The 23,935-nt window shown below is 74.1% G+C and carries 26 protein-coding genes; 14 read left to right on the top strand and 12 right to left on the bottom strand.

What is annotated here, in order from left to right; translation table 11 throughout:
* Window positions 1–27: 27 nt before the first annotated feature.
* The 3 genes from ABEA81_RS03175 to ABEA81_RS03165 are packed head-to-tail and all read right to left on the bottom strand — an operon-like array spanning window position 28 to window position 1,797.
* On the bottom strand, window positions 28–486 hold the full coding sequence (locus ABEA81_RS03175) for a MaoC family dehydratase (RefSeq protein ID WP_345603093.1): 459 nt from the start codon (window positions 484–486) through the stop codon (window positions 28–30).
* Window positions 483–1,256 carry a histidinol-phosphatase gene (gene hisN / locus ABEA81_RS03170; protein WP_345603092.1) on the bottom strand — a complete coding sequence of 258 codons (774 nt, stop codon included), beginning with the start codon at window positions 1,254–1,256 and terminating at the stop codon, window positions 483–485. Before hisN ends, ABEA81_RS03175 begins: the two co-directional genes overlap by 4 nt.
* A 16-nt stretch (window positions 1,257–1,272) precedes the next feature.
* Window positions 1,273–1,797, bottom strand: a complete 525-nt coding sequence (locus ABEA81_RS03165) for a DinB family protein (protein WP_425570428.1) — start codon at window positions 1,795–1,797, stop codon at window positions 1,273–1,275.
* A gap of 32 nt (window positions 1,798–1,829) precedes the next feature.
* On the opposite strand from ABEA81_RS03165, the gene ABEA81_RS03160 reads away from it, so the two are divergent.
* Window positions 1,830–2,486 (top strand): response regulator transcription factor, encoded by a 657-nt coding sequence (locus tag ABEA81_RS03160; RefSeq protein WP_345603090.1) that lies wholly within the window; start codon window positions 1,830–1,832, stop codon window positions 2,484–2,486.
* A gap of 2 nt (window positions 2,487–2,488) precedes the next feature.
* The gene (locus ABEA81_RS03155; protein WP_345603089.1) at window positions 2,489–3,757 is read left to right on the top strand and encodes an ATP-binding protein; all 1,269 of its coding nucleotides are present in this window, start codon (window positions 2,489–2,491) and stop codon (window positions 3,755–3,757) included.
* Window positions 3,758–3,762: 5 nt separating this feature from the next.
* Here ABEA81_RS03155 and ABEA81_RS03150 read toward each other — a convergent pair whose 3' ends face one another.
* A complete protein-coding gene (locus ABEA81_RS03150; protein ID WP_345603088.1) occupies window positions 3,763–4,272 on the bottom strand; it encodes a GtrA family protein in 510 nt (169 codons plus the stop codon).
* A gap of 57 nt (window positions 4,273–4,329) precedes the next feature.
* On the opposite strand from ABEA81_RS03150, the gene ABEA81_RS03145 reads away from it, so the two are divergent.
* Both ABEA81_RS03145 and purE read left to right on the top strand, forming a co-directional pair.
* Entirely contained in the window at window positions 4,330–5,559 is a 1,230-nt protein-coding gene (locus tag ABEA81_RS03145) for a 5-(carboxyamino)imidazole ribonucleotide synthase (protein ID WP_345603087.1), read from the top strand.
* Window positions 5,552–6,064: a 5-(carboxyamino)imidazole ribonucleotide mutase gene (gene purE, locus ABEA81_RS03140; protein WP_345603086.1), complete on the top strand. Its 513-nt coding sequence runs from the start codon at window positions 5,552–5,554 to the stop codon at window positions 6,062–6,064. The genes ABEA81_RS03145 and purE overlap by 8 nt, the downstream gene beginning before the upstream one ends.
* 320 nt (window positions 6,065–6,384) lie before the next feature.
* Here purE and ABEA81_RS03135 read toward each other — a convergent pair whose 3' ends face one another.
* Window positions 6,385–6,621 (bottom strand): DUF7455 domain-containing protein, encoded by a 237-nt coding sequence (locus ABEA81_RS03135; RefSeq protein WP_425570427.1) that lies wholly within the window; start codon window positions 6,619–6,621, stop codon window positions 6,385–6,387.
* Window positions 6,622–6,924: 303 nt separating this feature from the next.
* Window positions 6,925–7,602 (bottom strand): TetR family transcriptional regulator, encoded by a 678-nt coding sequence (locus ABEA81_RS03130; protein WP_345603084.1) that lies wholly within the window; start codon window positions 7,600–7,602, stop codon window positions 6,925–6,927.
* A 59-nt stretch (window positions 7,603–7,661) separates the two neighbouring features.
* On the opposite strand from ABEA81_RS03130, the gene ABEA81_RS03125 reads away from it, so the two are divergent.
* From ABEA81_RS03125 to ABEA81_RS03115, 3 genes are all read left to right on the top strand, one after another.
* The gene (locus ABEA81_RS03125) at window positions 7,662–8,816 is read left to right on the top strand and encodes an acyl-CoA dehydrogenase (protein ID WP_345603083.1); all 1,155 of its coding nucleotides are present in this window, start codon (window positions 7,662–7,664) and stop codon (window positions 8,814–8,816) included.
* Entirely contained in the window at window positions 8,813–9,016 is a 204-nt protein-coding gene (locus ABEA81_RS03120) for a hypothetical protein (protein WP_345603082.1), read from the top strand. The genes ABEA81_RS03125 and ABEA81_RS03120 overlap by 4 nt, the downstream gene beginning before the upstream one ends.
* A gap of 355 nt (window positions 9,017–9,371) precedes the next feature.
* Window positions 9,372–10,439 (top strand): acyltransferase family protein, encoded by a 1,068-nt coding sequence (locus ABEA81_RS03115; RefSeq protein ID WP_345603081.1) that lies wholly within the window; start codon window positions 9,372–9,374, stop codon window positions 10,437–10,439.
* On the opposite strand, the gene ABEA81_RS03110 is transcribed toward ABEA81_RS03115, so the two are convergent.
* The 3 genes from ABEA81_RS03110 to ABEA81_RS03100 all read right to left on the bottom strand — a co-directional run bounded on the left by ABEA81_RS03110 (window position 10,429) and on the right by ABEA81_RS03100 (window position 13,430).
* Window positions 10,429–10,968, bottom strand: coding sequence for a ChbG/HpnK family deacetylase (locus ABEA81_RS03110; RefSeq protein ID WP_345603080.1), 540 nt, complete (start codon window positions 10,966–10,968; stop codon window positions 10,429–10,431). The two genes, ABEA81_RS03115 and ABEA81_RS03110, sit on opposite strands and share 11 nt — an antisense overlap.
* 98 nt (window positions 10,969–11,066) lie before the next feature.
* A complete protein-coding gene (locus ABEA81_RS03105; protein ID WP_345603078.1) occupies window positions 11,067–11,789 on the bottom strand; it encodes a TIGR03089 family protein in 723 nt (240 codons plus the stop codon).
* Between the two features lie 33 nt (window positions 11,790–11,822).
* Entirely contained in the window at window positions 11,823–13,430 is a 1,608-nt protein-coding gene (locus ABEA81_RS03100; RefSeq protein WP_345603077.1) for an LCP family protein, read from the bottom strand.
* 162 nt (window positions 13,431–13,592) lie between these two features.
* On the opposite strand from ABEA81_RS03100, the gene ABEA81_RS03095 reads away from it, so the two are divergent.
* The 7 genes from ABEA81_RS03095 to ABEA81_RS03065 all read left to right on the top strand — a co-directional run bounded on the left by ABEA81_RS03095 (window position 13,593) and on the right by ABEA81_RS03065 (window position 20,709).
* Entirely contained in the window at window positions 13,593–14,420 is an 828-nt protein-coding gene (locus ABEA81_RS03095; RefSeq protein WP_345603076.1) for a glycosyltransferase, read from the top strand.
* A gap of 50 nt (window positions 14,421–14,470) precedes the next feature.
* The gene (locus ABEA81_RS03090) at window positions 14,471–15,319 is read left to right on the top strand and encodes a hypothetical protein (protein ID WP_345603074.1); all 849 of its coding nucleotides are present in this window, start codon (window positions 14,471–14,473) and stop codon (window positions 15,317–15,319) included.
* A gap of 28 nt (window positions 15,320–15,347) precedes the next feature.
* On the top strand, window positions 15,348–16,226 hold the full coding sequence (gene mmuM / locus ABEA81_RS03085; protein WP_345603073.1) for a homocysteine S-methyltransferase: 879 nt from the start codon (window positions 15,348–15,350) through the stop codon (window positions 16,224–16,226).
* A gap of 67 nt (window positions 16,227–16,293) precedes the next feature.
* The gene (locus tag ABEA81_RS03080; RefSeq protein ID WP_345603072.1) at window positions 16,294–17,058 is read left to right on the top strand and encodes a glycosyltransferase family 2 protein; all 765 of its coding nucleotides are present in this window, start codon (window positions 16,294–16,296) and stop codon (window positions 17,056–17,058) included.
* Window positions 17,059–17,072: 14 nt separating this feature from the next.
* Window positions 17,073–18,143, top strand: coding sequence for a mannose-1-phosphate guanylyltransferase (gene manB, locus ABEA81_RS03075; protein WP_345603277.1), 1,071 nt, complete (start codon window positions 17,073–17,075; stop codon window positions 18,141–18,143).
* A gap of 2 nt (window positions 18,144–18,145) precedes the next feature.
* Window positions 18,146–19,057 (top strand): DNA-3-methyladenine glycosylase family protein, encoded by a 912-nt coding sequence (locus ABEA81_RS03070; protein ID WP_345603071.1) that lies wholly within the window; start codon window positions 18,146–18,148, stop codon window positions 19,055–19,057.
* 449 nt (window positions 19,058–19,506) lie between these two features.
* On the top strand, window positions 19,507–20,709 hold the full coding sequence (locus ABEA81_RS03065; protein WP_345603070.1) for a glycosyltransferase: 1,203 nt from the start codon (window positions 19,507–19,509) through the stop codon (window positions 20,707–20,709).
* A gap of 10 nt (window positions 20,710–20,719) precedes the next feature.
* On the opposite strand, the gene ABEA81_RS03060 is transcribed toward ABEA81_RS03065, so the two are convergent.
* From ABEA81_RS03060 to ABEA81_RS03050, 3 genes are all read right to left on the bottom strand, one after another.
* Window positions 20,720–21,580, bottom strand: a complete 861-nt coding sequence (locus tag ABEA81_RS03060) for a carbohydrate ABC transporter permease (protein WP_345603069.1) — start codon at window positions 21,578–21,580, stop codon at window positions 20,720–20,722.
* Between the two features lie 4 nt (window positions 21,581–21,584).
* Entirely contained in the window at window positions 21,585–22,523 is a 939-nt protein-coding gene (locus ABEA81_RS03055; protein WP_345603068.1) for a carbohydrate ABC transporter permease, read from the bottom strand.
* A gap of 67 nt (window positions 22,524–22,590) precedes the next feature.
* Complete coding sequence (locus ABEA81_RS03050) at window positions 22,591–23,913, bottom strand: ABC transporter substrate-binding protein (protein ID WP_345603066.1); 1,323 nt, start codon at window positions 23,911–23,913, stop codon at window positions 22,591–22,593.
* Between the last annotated feature and the right edge of the window lie 22 nt (window positions 23,914–23,935).

The following is a 23,935-nucleotide window of genomic DNA, read 5'->3' as shown; positions in this document are numbered from 1 at the left end:
CGGCGGTCGCTCCGCGGCGCAGCGTCGTCAGGAGGTTCTCGTCCCGTCCCGGGTGCCGAACATGCCCGTGAAGACGCTGCGGAAGACCGTCTCGTCGCCGCGCTGCAGGGAAGCGCGCAGCTTCACCAGGCCCAGTTCCGGGCGGCTGCGGGAGCGGCGTGCCTCCAGCACCTCCATCGCGGCCCGCAGCTCGTCGCCCGCGAACACCGGAGCGGGCCATGCGATCTCCTCACCGCCCGGTGAGCCGAGGGAGGCGGCGCGCGCGAGCACGCCGTCGACGTAGGTGCGCATCCACAGCGACGCGGTGAACCAGCCCGACGCCGCGAGGGCGCCGAAGATCGACGCCTTGCCCGCTTCGTCGTCCACGTGGAAGGGCTGCGGGTCGAACCGGCGCGCGAAGGCGAGCATCTCGTCGCGGTCCACTGCGACGGTGCCGAGGTCGAAGACCCGGCCGGGGGTGAAGTCCTCGAAGTAGAGCTCCGTCATCGCCCGATGATCTCCAGAGCGGCCTTGTGGACGGCACCGTTCGAGGCGAGCCCGTCGCCGCCTGTGAACGTCGCGGCGCCCCCGAGGTCGGTGAGCGCGCCGCCCGCCTCGGTGAGGATGGGCACGAGGGCGGCGAGGTCCCACGGGCTCGCCACGGCGTCCACCGCGACGTCGAGCACGCCCTCGGCGACCAGGCAGTACATCCAGAAGTCGCCGAACGCGCGGGTCTCCCAGCAGGCGTCGACGAGCCGCAGGTAGTCATCGCGCCTGCCGATCTCGGCGAACGCCTTGACGTCGGTGGTCGAGAGGTAGGCGTCGGCCAACTCGCTCACGCCCGAGACCGCGATGCGCCGCGTGCCCGACGGGTCCGAGGCCCAGGCGCCCTCGCCGCGCGCGCCCCACCAGCGCCTGCCCAGCGCGGGTGCGCTCGCCACCCCCACCACCGGCTCGCCCCGCACCGTGAGCGCGATCAGGGTGGCCCAGACCGGCACGCCGCGGGAGTAGTTCTTCGTGCCGTCGATCGGGTCGAGCACCCAGCCGCGCTCCGCGTCGACCACGGCACCGCCGCGTTCCTCGCCGAGCACCGCGTCGCCGGGCCGTTCCGCGTCGATCGTTTGGCGGAGCGCGTCCTCGACGGCGGTGTCGGCGTCGGTGACGGGCGTGCGGTCCGGCTTGCGGGTGACCCGCAGGTCGGCGGCCCGGAACCGCGCGATGGTGATCGCGTCGGCCGTGTCGGCGAGGCGCAGGGCGAGCTCGAGGTCGGCATCCACGGCTACGAAGCCTGCCTCATTCACCGGTGGTGCCGTCGATCCGCTCCCGCAGCAGGTCGGCGTGGCCGTTGTGGCGCGCGTACTCCTCGACCATGTGGTGGAGCACCCAGCGCGCCGACAGGCGCCGTCCCGCGCGGTCGGTGACCATCACGTCCAGGGACGGGAGTGCGGCGGCGATCTCCCGGGCGCGGGCGCACTCGGCGCGCCAGGTGGCGAATGCGGCCTCGACGGTGGCGGCGTCGGCGGTGGCCGGGTCGACGTTGTCGAAGTCGCCGTCCGGATCGGCGTCGGAGTAGTGCAGGGGCGGCGCGTCCTCGGCGCCGAGCCGTCGGCGGAACCAGGCGCGCTCGACGTCGGCCATGTGGCGCACGAGGCCGAGCAGGGTCAGCCCGGAGGGCTCCACGGCCCGGGTGGCGAGCTGCGCGGGACCGAGCCCGGCGCACTTCACCTCGAGGGTGGCGCGGTGCCAGTCGAGCCAGCCCGCGAGCATGGTGCGCTCGTCGGCAGCGGCAGGTGGACGGGGTCGCTCGTCGTCGGACACCCTCGGATGATCCCCTGCCTAGACTGGGTTCTGTGACCACCGTCCTGCTGGCCGAGGACGACGCCGCGATCGCCGAGCCCCTGTCCCGGGCGCTGCAGCGAGAGGGGTACGTCGTCGAGGTCGCCACCGACGGCACCGCCGCGCTCGAGCGCGTGCGGCGCGGCCAGGTGGACCTGCTCGTGCTCGACCTGGGCCTGCCCGGCATGGACGGCCTCGAGGTCTGCCGGCGGGTGCGGCTGGACGACCCGGACCTGCCGGTGCTGATGCTCACCGCCCGCACCGACGAGGTCGACTTCGTCGTCGGGCTGGACGCGGGCGCCGACGACTACGTCGGCAAGCCCTTCCGGCTCGCCGAGCTCCTCGCGCGCGTGCGGGCCCTGCTGCGCAGGCTCACCCCCGAGGCGGTCGAGGTGGGCGGGGTGCGGATGGAGCTCTCCGGCCGCCGGGTGCTCGTGGACGGCGCCGAGGTGGGCCTCGCCAACAAGGAGTTCGAGCTGCTGCGGGTGCTGCTCCTGCGCGCGGGCCAGGTCGTCACGCGGGAGGAGATCCTGCGCGAGGTGTGGAACGACCCGGACATGAAGACGTCCAAGACGCTGGACATGCACATGTCGTGGCTGCGCCGCAAGATCGGCGGTGAGCGCAGGATCGCCACGGTGCGCGGCGTCGGCTTCCGCTTCAACCACGACTAGCCGTGCGCCGCCGGATACTGCAGTCGACGTTGCTCGTGGTCGCCATCACGGCGCTCGTGCTCGGCGGGCCGCTCGCGATCACCACGTGGCGGCTGGTGGAGGACATCCACCGCGCCGACCTGCTGTCGCGCCTCGAACAGGTGGCCGCCCGGCTGGACACCGCGGGCGCCACGATCGACCGCGCGTCCATCGAGCTGGCGGTGCCGACGGGCGGGCGGCTCGTGCTGCAGCGCGCCGGCGAGCCGGACCAGGTGGTGGGCGCCGACGTGGGGGACGACCCGGTCTCCGAGTCGCTGCCGTTCGCGCCGGGCGACGTGCTCGTCATGCAGGAGCCGCTGCAGCTGATGCGCACCGAGCAGCTGCAGGTGACGGCCGTGGTGCTGCTGCTCGTCGTGCTGTCGGTCGGCACCGGCGCCGTGGTCGCCACCGTCACCGCACGGCGGCTGGCGGAGCCGCTGCAGGGGGTGGCCGACCGGGCGGCGCGGCTCGGGGCAGGCGACTTCCGCGCGGTGCCCGGCCGCCACGGGATCCCCGAGCTGGACCGGGTGTCGGACGTGCTCGACACCTCCGCGGTCGCGCTCGCGGACCTGCTGCAACGGGAGCGGGCCCTCGTCGGCGACGTGTCCCACCAGCTGCGCAGCCGCCTCACCGCGCTGCAGCTGCGGCTCGACGAGCTCGCCTCCCATCCCGACCCCACGGCGCGCAGCGAGGCGCTCGCCGCGCTCGAGCAGGCCGAACGGCTCGCGGAGGTGCTCGACGAGCTGCTGGAGGCCGCCCGGGTCGCACGGGCCGCCGGCGCCGAGCCCCAGGACCTGCGGGAGGCGCTCTCGGCCGTGGCCGAGGAGTGGCGGCCCGCGCTCAAGGCGAACGGCCGGTCGCTCAAGGTCCGGGTGCCGGACGGGCTGCTCGCCCGGGTCACGCCCGCCCGCATCCGGGAGGCGATCGGGGCACTGCTGGACAACGCGGTCCAGCACGGCTCCGGCACGGTGACCCTCAGCGCGCGTGCGGCCGAGACCAGCCTCCTGGTGGAGGTCACCGACGCGGGCGCCGGCGTGCCCGAGGAGCTCGTGCCGCACGTGTTCGACCGCGGCGTGTCGGTCGGCTCGTCCACCGGCATCGGGCTCGCCCTCGCCCGTGCGCTGGTGGAGGCCGACGGCGGGCGGCTGGAGCTGTCCCGGGCCCGCCCCCCGGTCTTCACGATCTTCCTGCCGGCGGCCAGGGCGGACGACGTGGTGTCAGCGGCACCGCGCCGCGCGTCGTCCCCCCGCTGACCGCGTCAGCCGGCCGGAACCCGCCTGCGGACGTCCTGGTCCGGGAAGACGAAGCGGCGGAAGGCCCACCAGCGGAACGCCATGCCGACCAGCACGCCGATGATCTGCCCGCTGACGAAGTCGGCGGCCTCCTGGGTGAGGAGGCTCACCTCGGGCACCGAGAGGTGGAACACGTAGCGCGAGATCGCGAGCGGTGCCGAGTAGACCGCCACGCCGACGCCGCTGACGAGGAAGAACAGCGCGGCCTCGTGGTGGCGTTCCCGGCCACCTCGGGTGCGGAACGACCACTCCCGGTTGAGCACGTACGACACGATCGTCGCCACCAGCACCGCGATGATCTTCGCCGTGAGCGGCTTCTCGGCCAGCACCGTGGACTTGAGCAGCAGGAACACCACGGTGTCGATCACCCACGTGCTGCCGCCCACGAACGCGAACTTCACCAGCTCACGGTGCTTGATGGCGATGTCGCGGTAGGGCTGCGGGATGATCGCGAGCGCCGACTCGACAACGGACACCTGTTCGATCGTGCCAGACGCCGGTGCCGGACCGCTCGCCGGTAGGCTTCCTCCACCGTGAACGCCTCCCGCTCGCACCCCACCGGGGGCCAACCGGTCGTCGGGATGGTGGGTGCAGGGCAGCTCGCCCGAATGACCCACCAGGCCGCCATCGCGCTCGGCCAGTCGCTGCGCGTGCTCGCCGCCGACCCGGCCGACCCGGCCGCCGTCGTCTGCGCCGACGTGCACGCAGGCGCGGCCTCCGACCTGACCGCCCTGCGCGCGTTCTCCCGCGGCTGCTCGGCCGTCACGTTCGACCACGAGCAGGTCCCGCAGGAGAACCTGCGCGCGCTCGTCGACGCCGGGGTGCCCGTGCACCCCGGCCCGGACGCGCTGCTGCACGCGCAGGACAAGCTCGTGATGCGCCGCAGGCTCTCCGGGCTGGGACTGGCCGGGCCCGCGTTCGCCGAGGTGCGGGAGCCCGCCGACGTCGCGGGGTTCGCCGCCGAGCACGGCTGGCCCGTGGTGCTCAAGGCGGCCCGGGGCGGCTACGACGGGCGCGGCGTCTGGTTCCTGCGCGCCCCCGACCCCGGGCTCGTCGCCGAGCTGCTGGAGGCCGGCACGCCACTGCTCGTGGAGGAGGCCGTGCCGATGCGCCGGGAGCTGGCCGCGCTCGTCGCGCGCTCCCCGTTCGGGCAGGCGGCCGCGTGGCCGGTGGTGGAGACCGTGCAGGAGGACGGCCAGTGCGTGCAGGTGCTCGCGCCGGCTCCCGGCCTGGACCCGGACGTGGCCGCGGGGGCCCAGGGGATGGCCCTGCGGATCGCCGCCGAGCTGGGCGTCACCGGCCTGCTGGCCGTCGAGCTGTTCGAGCGGAACGATGGCGTGCTCGTCGTCAACGAGCTGGCCATGCGGCCGCACAACTCGGGACACTGGACGATCGAGGGCTCCCGCACGTCGCAGTTCGAGCAGCACCTGCGCGCCGTGCTGGACTACCCGCTCGGCGCCACCGCTCCGACGGCGCCCGCCGTCGTGATGGCCAACGTGCTGGGGGCGGCCCGCGCGCCCGCGATGTCGATGGACGAGCGGGTGCACCACCTGTTCGCCCGGTTCCCGGACGTCAAGGTGCACCTCTACGGCAAGGCCGAGCGGCCGGCCCGCAAGGTCGGGCACGTCACCGTGCTCGGCGACGACATGGCCGCGCTGCGGTCGCGGGCGGCGCTCGCCGCGGCGTGGCTGTCCACGGCCGAGTGGCCGGACGGCTGGTCGCCGCACACCGGCGCCCGCCGGCAGGAGGTGCAGCGTGCCTGAGAACGAGCCGCGGGTCGGCGTGATCATGGGAAGCGACTCGGACTGGCGCGTCATGGAGGCCGCGGGCGATGCGCTCGCCGAGTTCGAGGTGCCCTACGAGGTGGGCGTGTACTCCGCGCACCGCACACCCCAGCGCATGCTCGACTACGCCGGGAGCGCGGCGGGGCGGGGCCTGCGCGTGGTGATCGCCGGCGCCGGGGGAGCAGCGCACCTGCCCGGGATGGTCGCGGCCGCCACTCCGCTGCCCGTGATCGGCGTGCCCGTGCCGCTCGCCCAGCTCGACGGCCTCGACTCGCTGCTCTCGATCGTCCAGATGCCGGCGGGCGTGCCGGTGGCCACCGTGGCCGTGGGCGGTGCCCGCAACGCGGGGCTGCTCGCCGTCCGGATCCTCGCGGCCGGCGACGCCACGCTGCGCGGGCGGATGGAGCGCTTCCAGGCCGATCTCGCCGACTCCGTGCTCGCCAAGGACGCCGCGCTGCGTGCCGCCGCGGCCGCGCCGAAGTGATCTGCGGAATTCTCGTGGCGCCCCCGCGGCTCCCGGCCGTAGTGTGGCGGTACACGTGAGAGGAGGTGGTCCAGCGTTGAATAGCTACAGGACTCGTGAGGTGGCTGTCCGCTAGCACCACAGGACTCGTTCCGACGGCCAAGTGGAAGCCGGTGTGGTGCCGGCGAATTCCAGGCAGTCACCCGTGATCCCCGGGCCCGAGCCCGTCCAGCTCGGCTTGCGCGGCACCAGCTGCGGCCCGGGGATCACGCACGTCCGGGCCCGGAACCACCGCGAGCCCGGTCGCGGCGCGGCCGGGCTCGCGGCGGCTGCCGGGGAGCTCAGGGCTCGGGTGAGAGCAGCGCACCGATCTCACGGAGCCGAGGCGCGTGCTGGCGGGCGTGGTGCTCGCAGAACAGCAGGTCGTTCCCGGCCGGGAGGACGGCCCGTACGTGGGCAGCGGCCGGGCAGCGGTCGCAGAGGTCCTGGCGGGTGAGGACGGGGACCGTGTCGGCGATGAACATGCAGTCCTCCCGCTGGTCGGTGTGCGGCGGACCGGTCGTGGAGGTGCCTGCCACCCACGACCAGTCCGCCGACCCTGCCGCAGGGGATCCCGTGGCGATCGGGAGTGGGGAGAGCGGCGAGCTCACTGTGGCTGAGGGGGCGCCTGCGTGCTCATCGCCGATCTCCGTCCGACAGATCGCCGTCTGCGGCACCAAGAAGGATCCGGCACCCGGCGACGGCCGGACCACCCCGCTGCCCTCCCGTCGGACTGCTGCCAGCATCACCTTCACGATGGGGGCTGCCCCCCAGGCCTGCGGTGGACGGGCTCCCGCCGGTGTGTTAGCGGTTCCCGGCGGGAGCACCAGCCGCGCCGGCGGTCAGGCGTGGCGTTCCAGGCGGGCGACGGCGGCCTCGAGCCGCTCGGTGACGCCGTGCAGAGCCGGTTCGTCTCGCGCGGGCTCGCCCGGCAGCATGTCGACGACCTTCCGGAACCGGGCCCGGTAGTCGTCCAGTCGGTCGGCCCGGCCACCGTCGGCGAGCCACGCCCGTAGCGCCAGGTTGTGGGCGGCCACGACGGCGGCGCCGGTCACCGCGGCCCGCAGCTCGCCGTCCGGGTCACCGGCGAAACGTTCGCGCAGCTGCCGCGTGAACAGCCGGCGGTAGTGGTCCACCCGCGCCGACTCGCGGTCGCGCAGGGCCGGCACCTCGTGGGTGAGGCGGAAGCGCTCCACGGAGAGCGCGGGGTCGTCGGCGTAGAGGTCGAAGACGGTCTCGCCCGCGCGCAGCACGAGCGCCGCCGTCGGCTCCGCGGGGTGGGCGGAGGCGAACACCTCGGCGACCCGCGCCAGGCCGACCTCGTGGTCGGGGGAGATCGCGTCCTCCTTGCTCGGGAAGTAGCGGAAGAACGTCCGCCGCCCGACGCCGGCCTCGGCCGCGATGTCGTCGACCGTCGTCTCCTCGTAGCCGCGCGTGCGGAACAGGCGCACGGCGGCGGCCACCAGATCGCGCCGCACCTCCGCGCGTCCCTCGGCCGAGCGGCCGCGCCGGGAGTTCATGGCACGGAGGGTAACAGCGGCGGTGTACAGCGGCACTGAGTGCCGTTAAGCTGGTCGGTATGAACCGCGACTTCGACACCTACCGGCTCAGCGACGAGCACGAGGCGCTGCGCGAGGCGGTACGGGCGCTCGCGGAGAAGGAGATCGCCCCGTACGCCGCGGAGGTCGACGAGCAGGGCCGCTACCCGGTCGAGGCCCAGAACGCCCTGGTCAAGGCGGGCTTCCAGGCCGTCGTCATCCCCGAGGAGTACGGCGGGCAGGGTGCCGACGAGCTGGCGGGCTGCATCGTGATCGAGGAGGTGGCGCGGGTCTGCGCCTCGTCCTCGCTGATCCCGGCCGTCAACGGGCTGGGGCTCACGCCGATCCTGCTGTCGGCGTCCGACGAGCTGAAGCGCCAGGTCCTGCCGTCCATCGCGGCGGGCGAGGCGATGATCAGCTATGCGCTGTCGGAGCGCGAGGCGGGCTCGGACGCCGCGTCGATGAAGACCCGCGCGCGGCGCGACGGCGACCACTGGGTGCTGAACGGCACCAAGTGCTGGATCACGAACGCCGGCGAGTCCACCTGGTACACGGTGATGGCGGTGACCGACCCGGCGAAGCGGGCCAACGGGATCTCCGCGTTCGTGGTGCACCGCGACGACCCCGGCTTCGAGGTCGGGCCGAAGGAACGCAAGCTCGGCATCAACGGCTCGCCCACGCGCGAGATCTACTTCACCGACTGCCGCATCCCGGCCGACCGCATCATCGGGGCCGAGGGCACCGGCTTCAAGACCGCGCTCGCCACGCTCGACCACACCCGCCCGACCATCGGCGCGCAGGCCGTGGGGATCGCACAGGGCGCGCTCGACGCCGCCACGGCGTACATCAAGGAGCGCAAGCAGTTCGGCAAGACCATCGGCGAGTTCCAGGGCGTCCAGTTCATGCTCGCCGACATGGCGATGAAGGTGGAGGCCGCCCGCCAGCTCGTCTACGTCGCCACCTCGCGCGCAGAGCGCGGAGAGCCGAACCTGGGCTTCATCTCGAGCGCGGCGAAGTGCTTCGCGTCCGACACGGCGATGAGCGTCACCACCGACGCCGTCCAGCTGCTGGGCGGCTACGGCTACACGAAGGACTTCCCGGTGGAGCGCATGATGCGCGATGCCAAGATCACCCAGATCTACGAGGGCACCAATCAGATCCAGCGGATGGTGATGGCGCGCGCCCTGCTCAAGTGACCACCGTCTACGACCGGATCGGCTGCGGCTACCGGAACACGCGCAGGCCCGACCCACGGATCGCGGCCCAGGTCACGAGCGCGCTCTCCGGCATGACGAGCGTCGTGAGCGTCTGCGCCGGCGCCTGGCACGGGCGTCACGCCGAGCTGTCGACCCTCGACCGGCTCGACGCGGGCTACCGGTTGATCGTCAGCGGCTGAACGGGGGGTCGGTTCGAGCGGTGTCCAACCGCCGGTCCGACGGCACCGAACTCGGGCGGCAGCCTCATCGAATGTCCGATCCGCACGATTCACCCCGAAGAGGGCCGGGGGATGCCGACCGCACGGCCGGGCGGTCCGAGCTGAACGCACGGCCCGGCCGGCGCGGGGCGCCGCGGCTGGTCAGAGGGCATGTGGTGCGCGAACCTGCGGGCCGGCCACCACCACTGCGAGAACACCCGAATCGGTGACGCCGCCGACGGGGTTCAGCGGATGGTGACGGCGCGGGGGTCGCCGACGGCACGGCTACGCCGTCGCCGGTTGTGCCTCGTGGCGAAGGCTGGAATCCTCCGCGCGGATGTCGGCGCAACACGGCTCCCCAGCGTCCCTGCTCCCGGCGCGCGACTCGTCGCGGATGGCCTGGGTCGACGCGGCCAAGGGCATGTCGATCCTGCTCGTGGTGGCCCACCACGCGGTGTCGTTCCTGCACACGTCCGGGCTGGCGCCACCCGCCGTGGTCGTCGCGAACACCGCGCTCGCGTCGATGCGCATGCCGCTGTTCTTCCTCGTCTCGGGGCTCTTCGTCGCCGGCCCGCTCGCGGCGTCGTGGCGCACGCTCCTGCACAAGCGCGTCGCCTTCTTCCTCCACCTCTTCGTGGCGTGGACCGTGCTCCGCTTCGCCTTCTTCCACACCCCCGCCGTGGCGGCCGTGGACCCGTACGTCGACGACACGGACGTCGGGGCGTTGGCGCTAGCGCTCGTGATCCCCGGCTCCGGGATGTGGTTCATCTACGCGCTGGCCCTGTTCGCGGTGATCGCGAAGCTGGTCAGGGGGGTCCCGATGTCGCTCCAGCTGGGTGTCGCGGGCGTGCTGTCGGCGGTGGTCGGGGCGGACCTCCTGCACCTCGAGAGCGACGTCTGGGCGCGCATGGCCCGCCACCTGTTCTTCTTCCTGCTCGGCTGGCACGCCCGGACGCTGGTCGAGCGCGTGGCCAGGGCGGCCACCGCGCTCCGGGTGACGGCGGCGGCCGCCGCGTGCGTCGCCTGCGCGGCGGCCGCGGTCGTGCTGGGGATCCGGTGGATCCCGGGCGTCGCGCTCGGGTTGAACGTCCTCGCCGTCACGTTCGGGGTGCTGTTCGCCGCCTGGATCTCCCGCTACCGGCTGGGGCGCCCGCTCGTCGCGCTCGGGGCGCAGACGCTGCCGGTCTACCTGATCCACATCTTCTGGATCGCGGTCGTCATGGTCGGGTTGCAGCACGTCGACGTCCCGCCCGCGGCGGCCTACGCGCTTCCCGCCGTGCTGGCCGTCGGGTGCACGCTGCTGTCGCTGCTGACGCACCGCGTGCTGGTGGCGGGCGGTGCGACGTGGCTGTTCACCCTGCCGTCGCGGCTCGCGTACCGCGCACCGGCGCCGGTCACGGCATGACGCGGCGCGCGTTCCAGGCGTCCTGCAGCGGTCGGTGGTCGATCAGCAGGACGCCCTCCTCGGCGACGAGCTCGCGGGCCAGCGGCGAGACGAGGAAGTCGAGGTCGGCGCCCCTGCCGCGCTCGCCCTCCAGGTCGGTGGTGGCCGGGTGCACCGCCCACTCGGTGAGCCCGGGTGGCAGGGCGCGCAGGAGCTCCGCGTAGCGGCAGGCCTCGGTCGCCGGATCGAGCCGGGTGCTGTCGCGGAACGGGTGGTCCACCACCGGGCGGCCGCGCCCGCGGGCCGCGCGCCTGCCGGCCGGGAGCCACACGCGCACGGCGAGGCCGTGCTCCGCGCCGAGGGCCACCGTGCGGTCGAGGACGTCGTCGAGGACGTCGTCGCGGCCGCCGTCCGCGATGCTGTGGAAGTCCAGGTGGGTGGGGTGCAGCCCCGCCGCGAGCACGACGTCGAGCTGGGCGCGGAACTCCCGCTCGACCTCCTCGACGCTCGCCCGCGCGAGCAGCCGCCCGATCTGCTCGTCCGTCCACACCGGCGTTCACCGCGTCGTTCATGCCGAGGTCGTCCGCGTTCACGATCAGGACCCGGGCCTCGGGCGGGAAGCCCAGCAGCTCGCTGGAGAGCACGCGGCTACTCGAGCCGGACGGTGGTGCGTTCGGTGGTGGCGCGCCGCGCCAGCGCCGCCTCGTCGGGGTTGCGGACCTGCACCAGCGACGCCTCCGCGGCCAGTACCGCGAGCAGGCCGTCCCGCAGCCCGTCAGTCGTGTTCCAGTCCAGGGTGGACAGCACGCGGTCCGTGCGCGACAGGCCCAGCTCGCCCGCGCGCGCCCTGGCGGCGGCGAGGACCTCGCCGATGCCCGAGCCGTCCAGCGCGGGGGCGCTGTCGGGAACCTGCTCCCACGGCACGAACTCGTCGCCCTGCAGCCGCACCTCGGTGGCGAAGTCGACCACGCCGGGCGGCAGGCCCGCGATGCCCTTGCCGAAGGCGTCGAGCGACAGCGCCACCACGCCACCCGCCGGGCCGGACGCCAGCGCGATGTCGACGCGGTCGGCGTCGCACAGCACCCACTCGGCGTCCCCCGGCTCCGTGACGACGGCCGCCCCGCACCACCAGGCCGCCAGCAGCACGGCGGCCGTCTGCCAGTGCGCGGGCAGCAGCAGCGCCACCGGCGTGCCGGGCTCCACGTCGCACTCCTCGCGCAGCAGGTTGGCCGCCTTGGCGGCCCAGTTCGCCGTGGTGGTCCCGGACAGCTCCACGCGTTCACCGGTCGCGTCGTCGTAGAACGTGATGAGCGGGCGAGCGGCGGCCGCGCCGGTGCGCAACGGACCGAGCAGGGCGGCGGTGAGCGTCACGCCCCCACCATATGGTGGCCCCCGCGGGCCGACTCAGTCGATGCAGGGCACGCCCGCCGCCGTGATCGGCTCGGTCGGCTCCGGCTCGGCCGTGGGGGTGGGCGCGGGCGGCCCGTCGGCCGGCGCGGGCACCACCGCGGGGTCGAAGTCGGCGCCCAGCACGACGTTCAGGTGCCCACGGGCCACCGATCCGTCGTTCTCGGTGCTGATGTCGCCGAGCTGCTCCGCCACGGCCCGCGCCGCGTCGGCGTCCGGCCCCGCGTAGCGCACCACGGAGGTGTCGGTGGCGTGGGTGTTGGTCACGATCCCGCGGGCGAAGCCGAGGCCGCGCAGGTGGTCGGCCACCGAGGCGGCCATGCCCCCGAGGTCCGAGCCGTTGCGGACGTCCACGACGTAGCGGGAGGCGATGAGGTCGGGCGGCGGGGGCGGCACGTCGGCGGCGGCCTCGGCGGCTGCCGCGGCGGCCTGGGCGGCCTGGGCCTGCTCGCTGATCCGCTGCTCGACGAACCCCTCGACGGCACGCGGCTCGACGATCACCACGTCGCCGCGCGAGTTGGAGTCGCGGCCCTCCGTGGGGATGGTGACGAACTGCAGGTTCCCGGCGGCGAGGTCGGCCGCCTGCCGCGCGAACCCGAGCAGGTCCCAGCCCTCGTCGATGACCAGGGACTGCTGTGCCACACCGACGAGCGCCCCGAGCCTGCCCGGGTCGGTGAGCGTGCCCGCAGCCAGGATCTTGTCGGCGACCGCGGCGAGGAACACCTGCTGGCGGCGGATGCGGGACAGGTCACCGTCGGGCAGGTCGTGGCGCTGGCGGACGAACGCGAGCGCATCGGTCCCCGCGATCGTCTGCGGCCCCGCCGGGAAGTGGGCCCCCGACAGCGGTTCGTCGACGGGCTTGCGCAGGCAGACGTCCACGCCGCCGATCGCGGTCGTGAGGTTGTAGAAGCCGAGCAGGTTGACCTCGGCGTAGTGGTCGATGGTCTGCCCGGTCAGGTTCTCGACGGTGCGGATCAGGGCGGTGCGGCCTTCCTTCGCCGACTCGGCCTCCCGCTCCGGTTCCTTCACGCCCTCGGCCGCCAGCCGCTCGGCGGCGAGCGCCTTGGTCGCCGGGTACGCGGCGTTGATCTTGTCGCGCCGGTAGCCGGGTATGTCCACGTAGGCGTCGCGCGGGATGGAGAACGCGGTGGCGGCCCCGCCGCCCTGCGGCACGTGCAGCAGGATGATCGTGTCGGAGTTCAGCACGCCGGTGTCGGGGCCGCTCGAGAGCATCCGCTGCACCTCGGGCGGCAGCGGCCTGCCCTGTGCGTCGGTGCGGCTGTCGACGCCGACGAGCAGGATGTTCAGGTCGCCGCCGTCCCCGCCGCCCGAGATGACGTCGGTGGTGGTGATGCCGGCCGTGACGTCGCGGTACAGGCCCCACGCGGTGCCGGTGAGCACCATGACCAGGGCCGACGCCACCACGAGGGCCGTGCGGATCCGCCGCCGGATGCCGGCCGTCGCCCGTTCGGGACGGGCGGGTCGCGTCCGGTTGCGCGGGGGAGGCGGATCGGCCCCCGGGCGTCGCCGCGCCGGGACGGCGGGCGATCGGTCCCCGCCGACCGGCCGCGTGAGCGTCGAGCGTCCGGTGCTCCGCCCGTTCATCGGTGCACCTCCGCTCGTCCTGATCACCCTGTCTCCTAGGGTGCAACACGGGGCGCGCTCGTCCACACCGCCGAGGGGCGTGTCGCGGGTGACCGTCATCGCGGCACCGCCAGTTACGCACCGTTACTCCGGTGTACGCGGCCGGAGCGGAGGGAGCTCTCGATGCCCGAGCAGCTGTCGGTTCTGCTGCCCGTCTGGGCGGGTGACCGGCCCGACTTCCTCACCGACGCGTTCCGGTCGTCGGTGGACGCGCAGACCCGTCGCCCCGATCAGGTCGTCATCGTCCGTGACGGGCCGGTGCCCGATCCGCTGGCCGAGACCATCCAGGAGCTCGCGAAGGGCAGCCCGGTGCCGGTGGACCTCGTGGAGCTGGAGCACAACGTCGGGCTGGGGCCCGCGCTCGACGCCGGGCTCGCGGCCTGCAAGCACGACGTGGTGGCCCGCATGGACGCCGACGACATCTCGCTGCCCCACCGGTTCGCCGTGCAGCTGCCGATCATCGAGTCGGGGGCCGACATCGTGGGCTCCGGCCTGGTGGAGTTCGCGGACGACCCGGACGAGATCGTCGCCACCCGCACCGTTCCGACCGATCCGGACGAGATCCGGCGCCGAGCCCGGTTCGCGACCCCGTTCAACCACCCGACGGTCGTGTACCGGCGCCCGCTCGTCACCGGCGTGGGCGGCTACACCGACTTCGCGAAGATGGAGGACTACCTGCTCTGGGCGAAGCTGATCCTCGCCGACGCGCGGGTGGCCAACGTCGCCGAGCCGCTCGTGAGGTACCGGGTGGGCGCCGGGGCGTACGCCCGTCGCGGCGGGCGGGACCTGCTGCGTGCCGAGATCGCCCTCCAGCGCCGGTTCCGTGATCTCGGGTTCACCACGCGCGCGCAGTACGCGCGCAACCTCGTCGTACGCGGCGGCTACCGATTGGTCCCCGAGGGTTTCCGCCGTTCGGCGTACCGAAAGCTGATTGCCCCTTACCGCCGGTGAGCTCCCCCGGGTCGAGTGGCAGCATCGCGCCACCCGAACGAGGGGGAGCGATGAACCGGCCATCCGTTCCGGCCCCGGAGGACCTCGCCGTGCAGGGCGCCGCCCTGCTCGCCGACGGCCGTCCGCTCGAGGCGATCGACGTGCTGCGGCAGGCGATGGCGGGCGGGGACCCCTCGGCGCCCGACCTGCTGGTGCGGGCGTACTTCGACAGCGGGAGCTTCCGCGCCGTCGTCGACTGGCTCGGGCCGCTCGTGGAGCAGGGACACGTGCGCTTCGCCGGCCGGCTGGGGGTGGCGCTGGTGCAGCTGGGCGAGCGCGAGCGGGCCGAGGACGCGCTGCGGCTCGCGGTCGAGACGGGGGACGTCCCCGCGGCGAACGACCTCGCGATCCTGCTCCGCGACGAGGGCCGCCTGGTCGAGGCCGTGCACCTGCTCGTAGACGCGGCCGCCGACGGTGACCAGCTCGCCGCGGCCAACCTCGTGGAGCTGCAGCTCGAGGCCGGTGACCTGCCCGCGGCGGCGGCCGCGGCGGAGCGGTACGCGTCGGAGCGGCGCCCCGACACGATCCTGGCGCTCGCCGACGTGCGCGCGCAGCAGGGCCGCGCCGCCGACGCCGACGAGCTGTACCGCCGGGCGGGGGAGCTCGGCGCGCTGCGGGCGCACATCGCGTACGCGCAGTTCCTCCTCGCCCGCGGCGACCGGGAGACGGCGGAGCAGGAGCTCCGGGAGGCCGAGCGGATCGCCGAGCCCGGATGGGCGTTCGCCCTCGGCCGCTTCCTCCTCGACGACGGTAGGGTCGACGACGCGCGGCGGTGCCTGCAGATCGCGGTCGACGAGGGCGACCAGGACGCGCTCGCCGCGCTCGCCGAACTGGACGGGGTGGACGTCGACGAGTACTGATCTCCCGCTGCATCGCGGCCCCTCGGAAGTGCCGTGGGTCACCGACGGCGGCCTGGCCACCGCGCTCGAGGCGCGCGGGCACGACCTCTCCGACGCGCTGTGGTCGGCGCGGCTGCTGGTCGATGCGCCCGCGGAGATCACGGCCGTGCACCGCGCCTTCTTCGCCGCGGGTGCAGACATCGCGATCACCGCGAGCTACCAGGCCTCCTTCGACGGCTTCGCCGCCCACGGCGTCGACCGGTCCGGGGCGGAGGCGCTGCTGCGGCGCAGCGTCGGGCTGGCGCGGGACGCGGCGGCGGCCGCGGGCGGACGCCGGCGGTGGGTCGCCGCCTCGGTCGGCCCGTACGGTGCCGCGCTGGCCGACGGGTCGGAGTACCGCGGCCGCTACGGGCTCTCCGTCGCCGCCCTGCGGGCGTGGCACCGGCCACGGGCGGAGGTGCTCGCGTCGGCGGGGCCCGACCTGCTCGCGCTCGAGACCGTGCCCGACGCCGACGAGGCCGAGGCGCTCGTCGACGTCGTCGCCGGGCTCGGGGTGCCGGCGTGGCTGACCTACAGCATCGACGGCGACCGCACCCGGGCGGGCCAGCCGCTCGCCGACGCCTTCTCCGTGGTCGCCGGCCGGCCGGGGATCGTGGCCGTCGGGGTCAACTGCTGCGCGCCCGCGGACGTCCCGGCCGCCGTCGCGCTGGCCCGTGCGGTGACGGGCAAACCGGTGATCGCCTACCCCAACAGCGGGCAGAGCTGGGACGGCAGGGGGTGGACCGGGCCCTCCTGCTTCAGCGCCGCCGACGCCCGCCGGTGGGTCGCGGCGGGGGCGCGGATCGTCGGTGGGTGCTGCCGGGTGGGCCCGGGGGACATCGCGGCGCTCGTCGAGGCCGTGCGAGGTTCGGGAACGCCACGTTCGTGATCCTGGAGCACAGGAACGTGGCGTTCCCGAACCTCGGGACCCGCGGCCTCCGGCTACCGTCCGGTGCGTGGAGACCGATCCCGTGCGGGAGTACGGCGAGGCGCTCACCGTCGTCACCGTCACGCGGCGGGGGCGGCCGTCCGTCGACGGCCTGCGGGCCTCGCTGCCCGCCGGCACCCGGCTGGTCGTCGTCGACACCGCGTCCGCGAGCAACGGGGACAGGGGGGACGGCGACGTGCTGCGGTTGCCCGAGGACGTGGGGCGGGCGGCGGCGGTCAACCGGGCGGTGGCCGGGCTGGAACCGGAGGTGGGCATGGTCGTGCTCGCCGACCCACGGGTGAGGTGGCGTCCGGGCGCGATCGGGGCGTTGCTCGCGGCCGCGGCGCGCCACCCTCGGGCCGGGTTGCTGGGGGCGGCGCTGCGCGGCGTCGGCGGGCCCACCGGGGGCCCGGTGCCGGGCCTGCTCGCCGTCGCGCGCGGCCGGCTCCCGGCCGCCGCGGGCGCCGGGCGGACGGGGTGGGTGTCCACGGCGGGCGCGCTCGTCCGCCGGGCCGCGTGGGACTCCGTCGACGGCTTCGACGGCCGCTACCTGGACGGACCCGGTGGGATCGGCGACGTCGACCTGGGCGACCGGCTGGGCCGGGCGGGATGGCTCGTCGTGTCCGTGGCGGAGGCGGCGGCGGATGTCGAGCCCGATGACACGATCGGGAACGGGCACGGCATCCTGGAGCCGCACGCGGCCGGGAGGCACCGGTACGTGCGCGACCGCGCTCGTGGACCGGCGCGGGCGCTGGCGGCGCTCGCGCGCCGCGCACCTGACCCGAAACCGTAGGAGGAGAGCGCGTGCTGGACGACGTCGAGGCCGTGGTGCTGGTCGGCGGCAAGGGAACGCGGCTGCGGCCGCTCACGCTGTCGGCGCCGAAGCCCATGTTGCCGACCGCCGGCGTGCCGTTCCTGGCACACCTGCTCTCGCGGATCCAGGCGGCCGGCGTGCGCCGCGTGGTGCTCGGCACGAGCTACCTCGCCGAGACCTTCTCCGAGTTCTTCGGTGACGGCTCCGAGATGGGCCTCGAGCTGGAGTACGTGGTCGAGACCGAGCCGATGGGCACCGGTGGTGGCATCCGGAACGTCTACAAGTACCTGACCGCCCCCGACGTGCTGGTCTTCAACGGCGACGTGCTGTGCGGCACGGACCTGAACGCCGTGGTGGACACGCACCGCCGCACCAAGGCCGACGCCACCCTGCACCTCGTGCGCGTGCAGGACCCGCGCGCGTTCGGCTGCGTGCCCACCGACGACGACGGCCGTGTCACGGCGTTCCTGGAGAAGACCGAGGACCCGCCGACCGACCAGATCAACGCCGGCTGCTACGTGTTCCGCCGCGAGGTGATCGAGTCGATCCCGGAGGGCCGGGCGGTGTCGGTCGAGCGTGAGACGTTCCCCGGCATGCTGGAGTCGGGCGCCCGCGTCTCCGGGCACGTCGACGCCGCCTACTGGCGCGACCTGGGCACCCCGCTCGACCTGGTGAAGGGCTCCGCCGACCTGGTCCGCGGTGTCGCGCCGTCGGACGCGCTGCCCGGGCCGACCGGCGAGTCGCTGCTGCTGGACGGCGCACACGTCGACGACAGCGCCCGCGTGTTCGGCGGCACGATCGTCGGCCGCGACGTGGAGATCGGCAAGGGGGCCCGGGTCGACGGCTCGATGCTGTTCGACGGCGCCGTCGTCGGGGAGAACGCCCGCGTGGTGAACTCGGTGGTCGGGAACGCTGCGCGCATCGAGGAGAGCGCGGCCGTGTACGACGCCGTGATCGGGGACCGGTCCGTCGTCGGCGCCCACTGCGAGCTGCGGCACGGCATGCGGATCTGGCCCGACGTCACGCTGCCCCCGCACGGGCTGCGCTTCTCCCCCGACGTCTGATCGTGACCGGCGCGAGCACGCGGGAGTGGCGGCCGGACTTCCGGCTGGACGTGGCCGGCGTGCTCGGCCCGCTGCGGCGCGGCCGCGGCGACCCCACGTGGCGCGCCGACGGCTCGGCGATCTGGCGGACCGGCACCACACCGGACGGATCGGCAACGCTGCGGCTGCACCGGCGCTCCGACGGCACCGTGGTCGCGCAGGCGTGGGGGCCGGGCAGCGCGTGGACCCTCGACGGGGTCCCGGCGCTGCTCGGCGCGGATGACCGGCCGGAGGAGTTCGTCGCCCACCACCCGCTGGTCGCCGACACGGCGAAGCGGATGCCAGGGCTGCGCCTCGGCGCGTCGATGCGGGTGTGGGACGTGCTGGTGCCGTCGGTGCTGGAGCAGAAGGTCACCGGCACCGAGGCACGTCGCTCGTGGCGCGAGCTGTGCCGGCGTTACGGCGACCCGGCGCCGGGGCCCGTCCCGGACGGCATGCGGCTCCCGCCGTCGCCGGCGCAGGTGCGCGCGATCCCGGACTGGGAGTGGCACCGGGCAGGAGTTGATCTGGCACGCCGGCGCGCGGTACTGGCCTCGGCCGTGGTGGCCCACCGGCTGGAGGCGGCCTGTGAGCTGCGCGGCGACCGCGGGCGGGAGCTGCTGCGCAAGGTGCCCGGCATCGGGGTGTGGACCGCGGCCGAGGTGGCCCAGCGGGTGTGGGGCGACCCGGACGCGGTGAGCGTCGGCGACTTCCACATCCCGTCGGTCGTCGGCTGGGCGCTGCTCGGCCGCCCCCTCGACGACGCCGGGATGCTCGCCGTGCTGGCCCCGTACGCGCCGCAGCGCCACCGGGCGGTGCGCTACATCGAGGCCTCGGGGTTCCGCAGGCCCCGTTTCGGCCCGCGCTTCGCGGCGAAGGACTACCGCGCGATCTGACCCGAGTGTCATCCGACGTGCAGCACACTCAAGGCGAAAGGGCGGCCAGATCGGAGGCTCACGGGTCACGGGTCACGGGTCGCGCAGCGATCGCGGAGCGACGCGCAGCGCCCTTGAGCTGCGAGGGGCGGCCCCGCACGATGCGTGGCGCCGCCAGGAGGCCTCCCGAGGAGGACGCCGCGGTCTTGCACGCAGCCATGACGTAGGCCGAGGCACGAGATCCGATTGCGGGGGGTCGTCGTCGCTGTCATGATCATTTTTGCGGCGCGGGAGCGGGCGTCGGGACCCGGACCCATGGGCGGAGCGGCATGCGGGCCGATCACACACACCCGAGCCGATCCGCCCGCCCCGAGCCGGGACCGCGAGAAGAATGATCACGTACTCCGGCTGGGGCACCAGGGTCCGGCCGAACGCCTGGGTGGTGGGGCGAGTCGATGCGGATTCTGATCGTGACAGCGGGTTCCCGGGGCGACGTCGCGCCGTTCACGGGGCTGGGCGTGCGGTTGCAGCAGGCGGGTCACGAGGTGGCGCTCGCCGCACACGACCGGTTCGCCGAACTCGTGCGCGGGAGCGGGCTGGAGCACCGGACGCTCCCCGGCGATCCGGTCGAGCTCGTGCGCGCACGCACGGCCGCCCCCTCCCCTGAGGACGCGCGGTCGGTCTTCGCCGAGTTCCTCGACGAGCTGGGCGATGGTGTGGTCGCCGCCGTGGCCGCAGGCACCGACCTCCTGCTCACCGCCTTCGGCCCGGCGCCGCTCAGCCGGCTGGTCGCCGGGGGCTTCGGCATCCCGAGCATCGGGGTCTACCTCGCGCCGGGCGTGCCGACCCGGGAGTTCCCACCTCCCGGGTGGCCCGAGCCCGGGCAGGTCTCGCCCGCCGACAACCTCGCCGCGGCCCGTGAGGTGCTCGCCCGGACCGGCTCCCTCCACGCCGATGTGCTGCGGCGGCTGCGCACCCGGTTCGATCTCCCCGCTGCCGCGGGGGAGCAGGCCCCGCCGGACGACTGGCCGATCTGCCACGGCTTCAGCCCGGCGGTGGTCCCGCGACCCGCCGACTGGCCGGTCACGACCCACGTGACCGGGTACTGGTGGCCCGCCCCGTCGCCGGGGTGGCGGCCGCCGGCCCGGCTCGTGGACTTCCTGCAGGCCGGTCCCCCTCCCGTGTTCGTCGGGTTCGGCAGCATGACCCCGTCCCACGGGCGGCTGCACGCCGTCGTCGCGGCCGCCGTCGAACGGGCCGGCGTGCGGGCCGTGGTGCAGTCCGGCTGGGCGGAGCTCGGCCCCGTCGGGGACGACATCCTGCTGGTCGGCGACCTGCCGCACGAGTGGCTGTTCCCGCGGATGGCCGCCGTCGTCCACCACGCCGGAGCAGGCACCACCGGGGCCGGGCTGCGTGCCGGAGTGCCGGCGGTCCCGGTGCCCGTACTGGTCGACCAGCCGTTCTGGGCGTCCAGGCTGCACCTACTCGGCGTTGCGCCGCGCCCGCTGCCACTGCCGGAGCTGACCGCCGAGACACTGGCCGACGCGCTGCGTTCCTGCCTCGACCGGGCGACCTACCGCGACCGCGCCACCGAGCTCGCCCGCCGGGTCCGCGCCGAGGACGGCCCCGGTGCCGTGCTCTCGCTCGTCACGCAGATCGCCCCGGGCGGGTGACGCGGACGGGTCAGCCCTTCACCGCCCCCGAGGCCAGCCCCGCCACGTAGAAGCGTTGGAGCGCGACGTACAGCACGACGCAGGGGATCATCGCGATCACCGCACCGGCCGCCAGCAACCCGTAGTCGATCTGCCCGTACGTGCCCTGCTGGAGGTTCACGAGCGCGACCGGGATCGTGTAGAGGTCGCGGTCGGTGAGGAACGTGAGCGCACCGAGGAACTCGGTCCACGCGGCGAGGAACGCGTACAGCGCCACCGTGGCCGCCCCGGGCACGATCAGCGGCCGCAGCACGGACGTGACGATCCGGAACGTGTTCGCGCCGTCGATGTGCGCCGAGTCCTCCAGCTCCCCGGGCACGGAGGAGAAGGCGTTGCGCATCACGAGGATGCCGAAGGGCAGGTGGACCGTGGTGTTGAACAGCACCAGCCCGAGGAGGCTGTCGGTGAGACGCATGAGGTTCATCTGCAGGTAGAGCGGGGTGAGGATCGCCTGGAACGGCACCATCATCGACGCGACGACCAGCGCGAACAGCACCGGCGCCGACCGGAATCGGAACCGGGCGAAGCCGTATCCCGCCGCGGTGGCGAGCACGGTGGTGAGCGCGGCCGTGGACAGCGCCACCACGAGGCTGTTGCCGACCGCCCGGATCAGGTTGCCGGGGCCGGTCACCAGCGCCGCGAAGTTCTCACCGGTGAGGTCGAAGAACGTGGCCGGGTCCGGCGCGGCGACGATGACGTCGCCCGGCTGCACCGACCGGAGGAGCGCCCACACCAGCGGCACGGCGAAGACGAGGAAGGCGCCGGTGCCGCCCACGGCGTAGAGGACCTGCTTGGTGTGCGTCTCGCGCCTGCCCGTCGTGGAACGTGTCATCGCCTCACTCCTCGCCCCGCAGCAGCCACAGCTGCACGGCCGTCACCAGCGCCACCACGACGACGAGCACGATCGACAGCGCCGACGCCGCGCCGAGCTGGAGCTGCACGAAGGCGCGCTTGTAGATGTAGAGCACGACGGTCGTCGTCGCCGACCCCGGCCCGCCGTTCGTCAGCACGTAGAACTGGGTGAACGCCAGCAGCGAGCCGATCACCGAGATCACGAGGCTCATCGCGATCGTGCGGCGCAGCATCGGGATCGTGATCCGCCACTCCTGCTGCCACCAGCTCGCGCCGTCGAGGTCGGCCGACTCGTAGACCTCGCGCGGGATGGCCTGCATGCCGGCCATGAGCAGCAGCATGGTGAGCCCCGCGACGCCCCAGATCACGAGCACCGAGATCAGGCCGGTGGCCAGCGGGCCGTCCACCAGCCACGCCGTGCTGCCGTCGGTGATGCCGAGCGCCGCCAGCACGAGGTTGACCGCGCCGCTCGTCGGCTGGGCCTCGAGGATGGTGATGAACGACAGCGTGGACAGGCCCACCACGAACGGCAGGAAGAACACGGTGCGCAGCAGCGTCGAGCCCCGGCGCCTGCCGCGCACCAGCACCGCGAGCACGTAGCCGAGCACGAGGATCGGCAGCGTGACGATGGCGGTGTACAGCAGCGTGTAGCCGATCGCCCGCAGGAAGCCGGTGTCGCCCGCGATGTTCACGTAGTTCGTGAGCCCGGCCGGCGCGACGTCGCCGATGAGCGGCCAGTTCGTGAACGAGATCCCGAGCGCGAACAGCAGTGGCGCGAGGACGAACACCGCGATCATCAGCAGCGCCGGGGCCACCAGCAGCAACCCCACCCGGGGCGGATGGGTCAGGGAGTGGTGCCGCCCGGTGCCGCGCCGGTGAGCGGCCGACGCCCTTGCGGGCGCGGGCGCGGTCGCCGTGCTCATCGCTCGCCCTCGCTGCGCTCGTGCGGCTTCGCCGGGCGGCGTGTCGATGGCGCGCTCGCAAGCTCGCTCATGCCCTCGCCTGCCCGAGGATCCGGTCGTAGCCCTGCTGCGCCTCTGCCATGGCCGCCTCGATCTCGCCGTCGAAGACCGCGCGGCGGAACATCGTCAGCCACGGTCCGTCCGGCTGGTTGTAGATCTCGTTGTAGGACAGCGTCTTCGGTGCGTAGCCCTCGTTCTGCGCCTGCAGCGACGGCAGCACCAGCGGGTACTTCGCCGCGAACTCGGGCGTCGCGACGTCGGAGCGCACGGGCGTGTAGCCGCCCTCGGGGAGCGCGGACTGCTGCGGGACGTCGAGCGCGAACCGCACGAACTCCCAGGCCCCGGACGCGTTGGCGGCGCCGCGCGGGATGCACATGTTGTCGCCGCCGTCGAAGAACGCGCGGCCGCCTCCCGGCCCCGGCAGCAGCCGCACCGTCGTGGCCGCCACGATCGCCGGGTCGGCGTCCGTGGTGATCGTGCTGTAGTTGGTGGGCATCATGCCGATCCGGCCGGCCAGGTAGTCCGATCCCCACCGGGAGGCGTCGTCGGCGAAGTTCTCCTGCGGGGCGAGCCCGTCCACCCACAGCGCCCGGTAGAACTCCAGCAGCTGCGCCACGGCCTCGTTGCCGATGACGTTGCCGGACTGGGCGCCCACGTCGCCCCGGATCAGGTCGGTGTCGGCGGCCCAGATGTGCGGCTGCACCACGAACCCGAGCGCACCCTGCGAGTTGCCGGGGAACGTCCAGCCCTTCACGTCGCCGCCCAGCGCGGTGATCCGCCGGGCGGCGTCGAGCAGGGAGTCGAGGTCGGTGGTGGCCTCGTCGACGTCCAGTCCGGCCTGCTCGAACAGCCGGGTGTTGCAGAACAGCGCGGAGTTGTCGGCGAGGTAGGGGACGGCGTAGCGGCGGTCGCCGACCGTGCCCAGCGCGAGGTGCCCCGGGCTGAGCCGGTCGGCGAAGTCCAGCTGCGCGATCAGGTCGGTCAGATCGGTGAACGCGTCGCGGAAGACGAACAGCAGCGAGTTGATGTCGTCGATGTCCACCAGGTCCGGCACGTCCCGCGCACGGATCACGGTGGCGAGCTTCGTGACGTACTGGACGTCCGGGATCGGCGTGAGCTCGACGGTCAGCCGGTCCTGGCTCGCGTTGAACGCGTCGACGAGCGCGGTGAGCCCGGTCTGGGTGTTCGCCCGGCACCAGACGCGCACGGTGCCGGTGGCCGAGGTGCCGAAGCCGGGCGCGGTGGTGTCCGGTGCCGGCAGCACCGAGCTGCACGCGGGCAGCCCGGCGGCGAGCGCGCCGAGGCCGGCGATGCGGAGGAAACCGCGGCGTGAGGTCGTCGGTGAGGTCAACACTGTCCTCTCCAGGCGGGCT

Origin of the sequence: Pseudonocardia adelaidensis, assembly GCF_039543345.1 — a bacterium.
Taxonomy (GTDB): domain Bacteria; phylum Actinomycetota; class Actinomycetes; order Mycobacteriales; family Pseudonocardiaceae; genus Pseudonocardia; species Pseudonocardia adelaidensis.
The sequence above is the reverse complement of the archived record's forward strand: the minus strand, read 5'-3'. Positions and strand labels throughout refer to the sequence as shown.

Excerpts from the sequence above, each read along its gene's own strand:
- ABEA81_RS03175 (WP_345603093.1), bottom strand. The coding sequence starts at position 486 with ATGACGGAGCTCTACTTCGAGGACTTCACCCCCGGCCGGGTCTTCGAC.
- ABEA81_RS03130 (WP_345603084.1), bottom strand. The coding sequence starts at position 7,602 with ATGAACTCCCGGCGCGGCCGCTCGGCCGAGGGACGCGCGGAGGTGCGG.
- ABEA81_RS03125 (WP_345603083.1), top strand. The coding sequence starts at position 7,662 with ATGAACCGCGACTTCGACACCTACCGGCTCAGCGACGAGCACGAGGCG.
- ABEA81_RS03115 (WP_345603081.1), top strand. The coding sequence starts at position 9,372 with ATGTCGGCGCAACACGGCTCCCCAGCGTCCCTGCTCCCGGCGCGCGAC.
- ABEA81_RS03100 (WP_345603077.1), bottom strand. The coding sequence starts at position 13,430 with ATGAACGGGCGGAGCACCGGACGCTCGACGCTCACGCGGCCGGTCGGC.
- ABEA81_RS03095 (WP_345603076.1), top strand. The coding sequence starts at position 13,593 with ATGCCCGAGCAGCTGTCGGTTCTGCTGCCCGTCTGGGCGGGTGACCGG.
- ABEA81_RS03090 (WP_345603074.1), top strand. The coding sequence starts at position 14,471 with ATGAACCGGCCATCCGTTCCGGCCCCGGAGGACCTCGCCGTGCAGGGC.
- ABEA81_RS03060 (WP_345603069.1), bottom strand. The coding sequence starts at position 21,580 with ATGACACGTTCCACGACGGGCAGGCGCGAGACGCACACCAAGCAGGTC.
- ABEA81_RS03055 (WP_345603068.1), bottom strand. The coding sequence starts at position 22,523 with ATGAGCACGGCGACCGCGCCCGCGCCCGCAAGGGCGTCGGCCGCTCAC.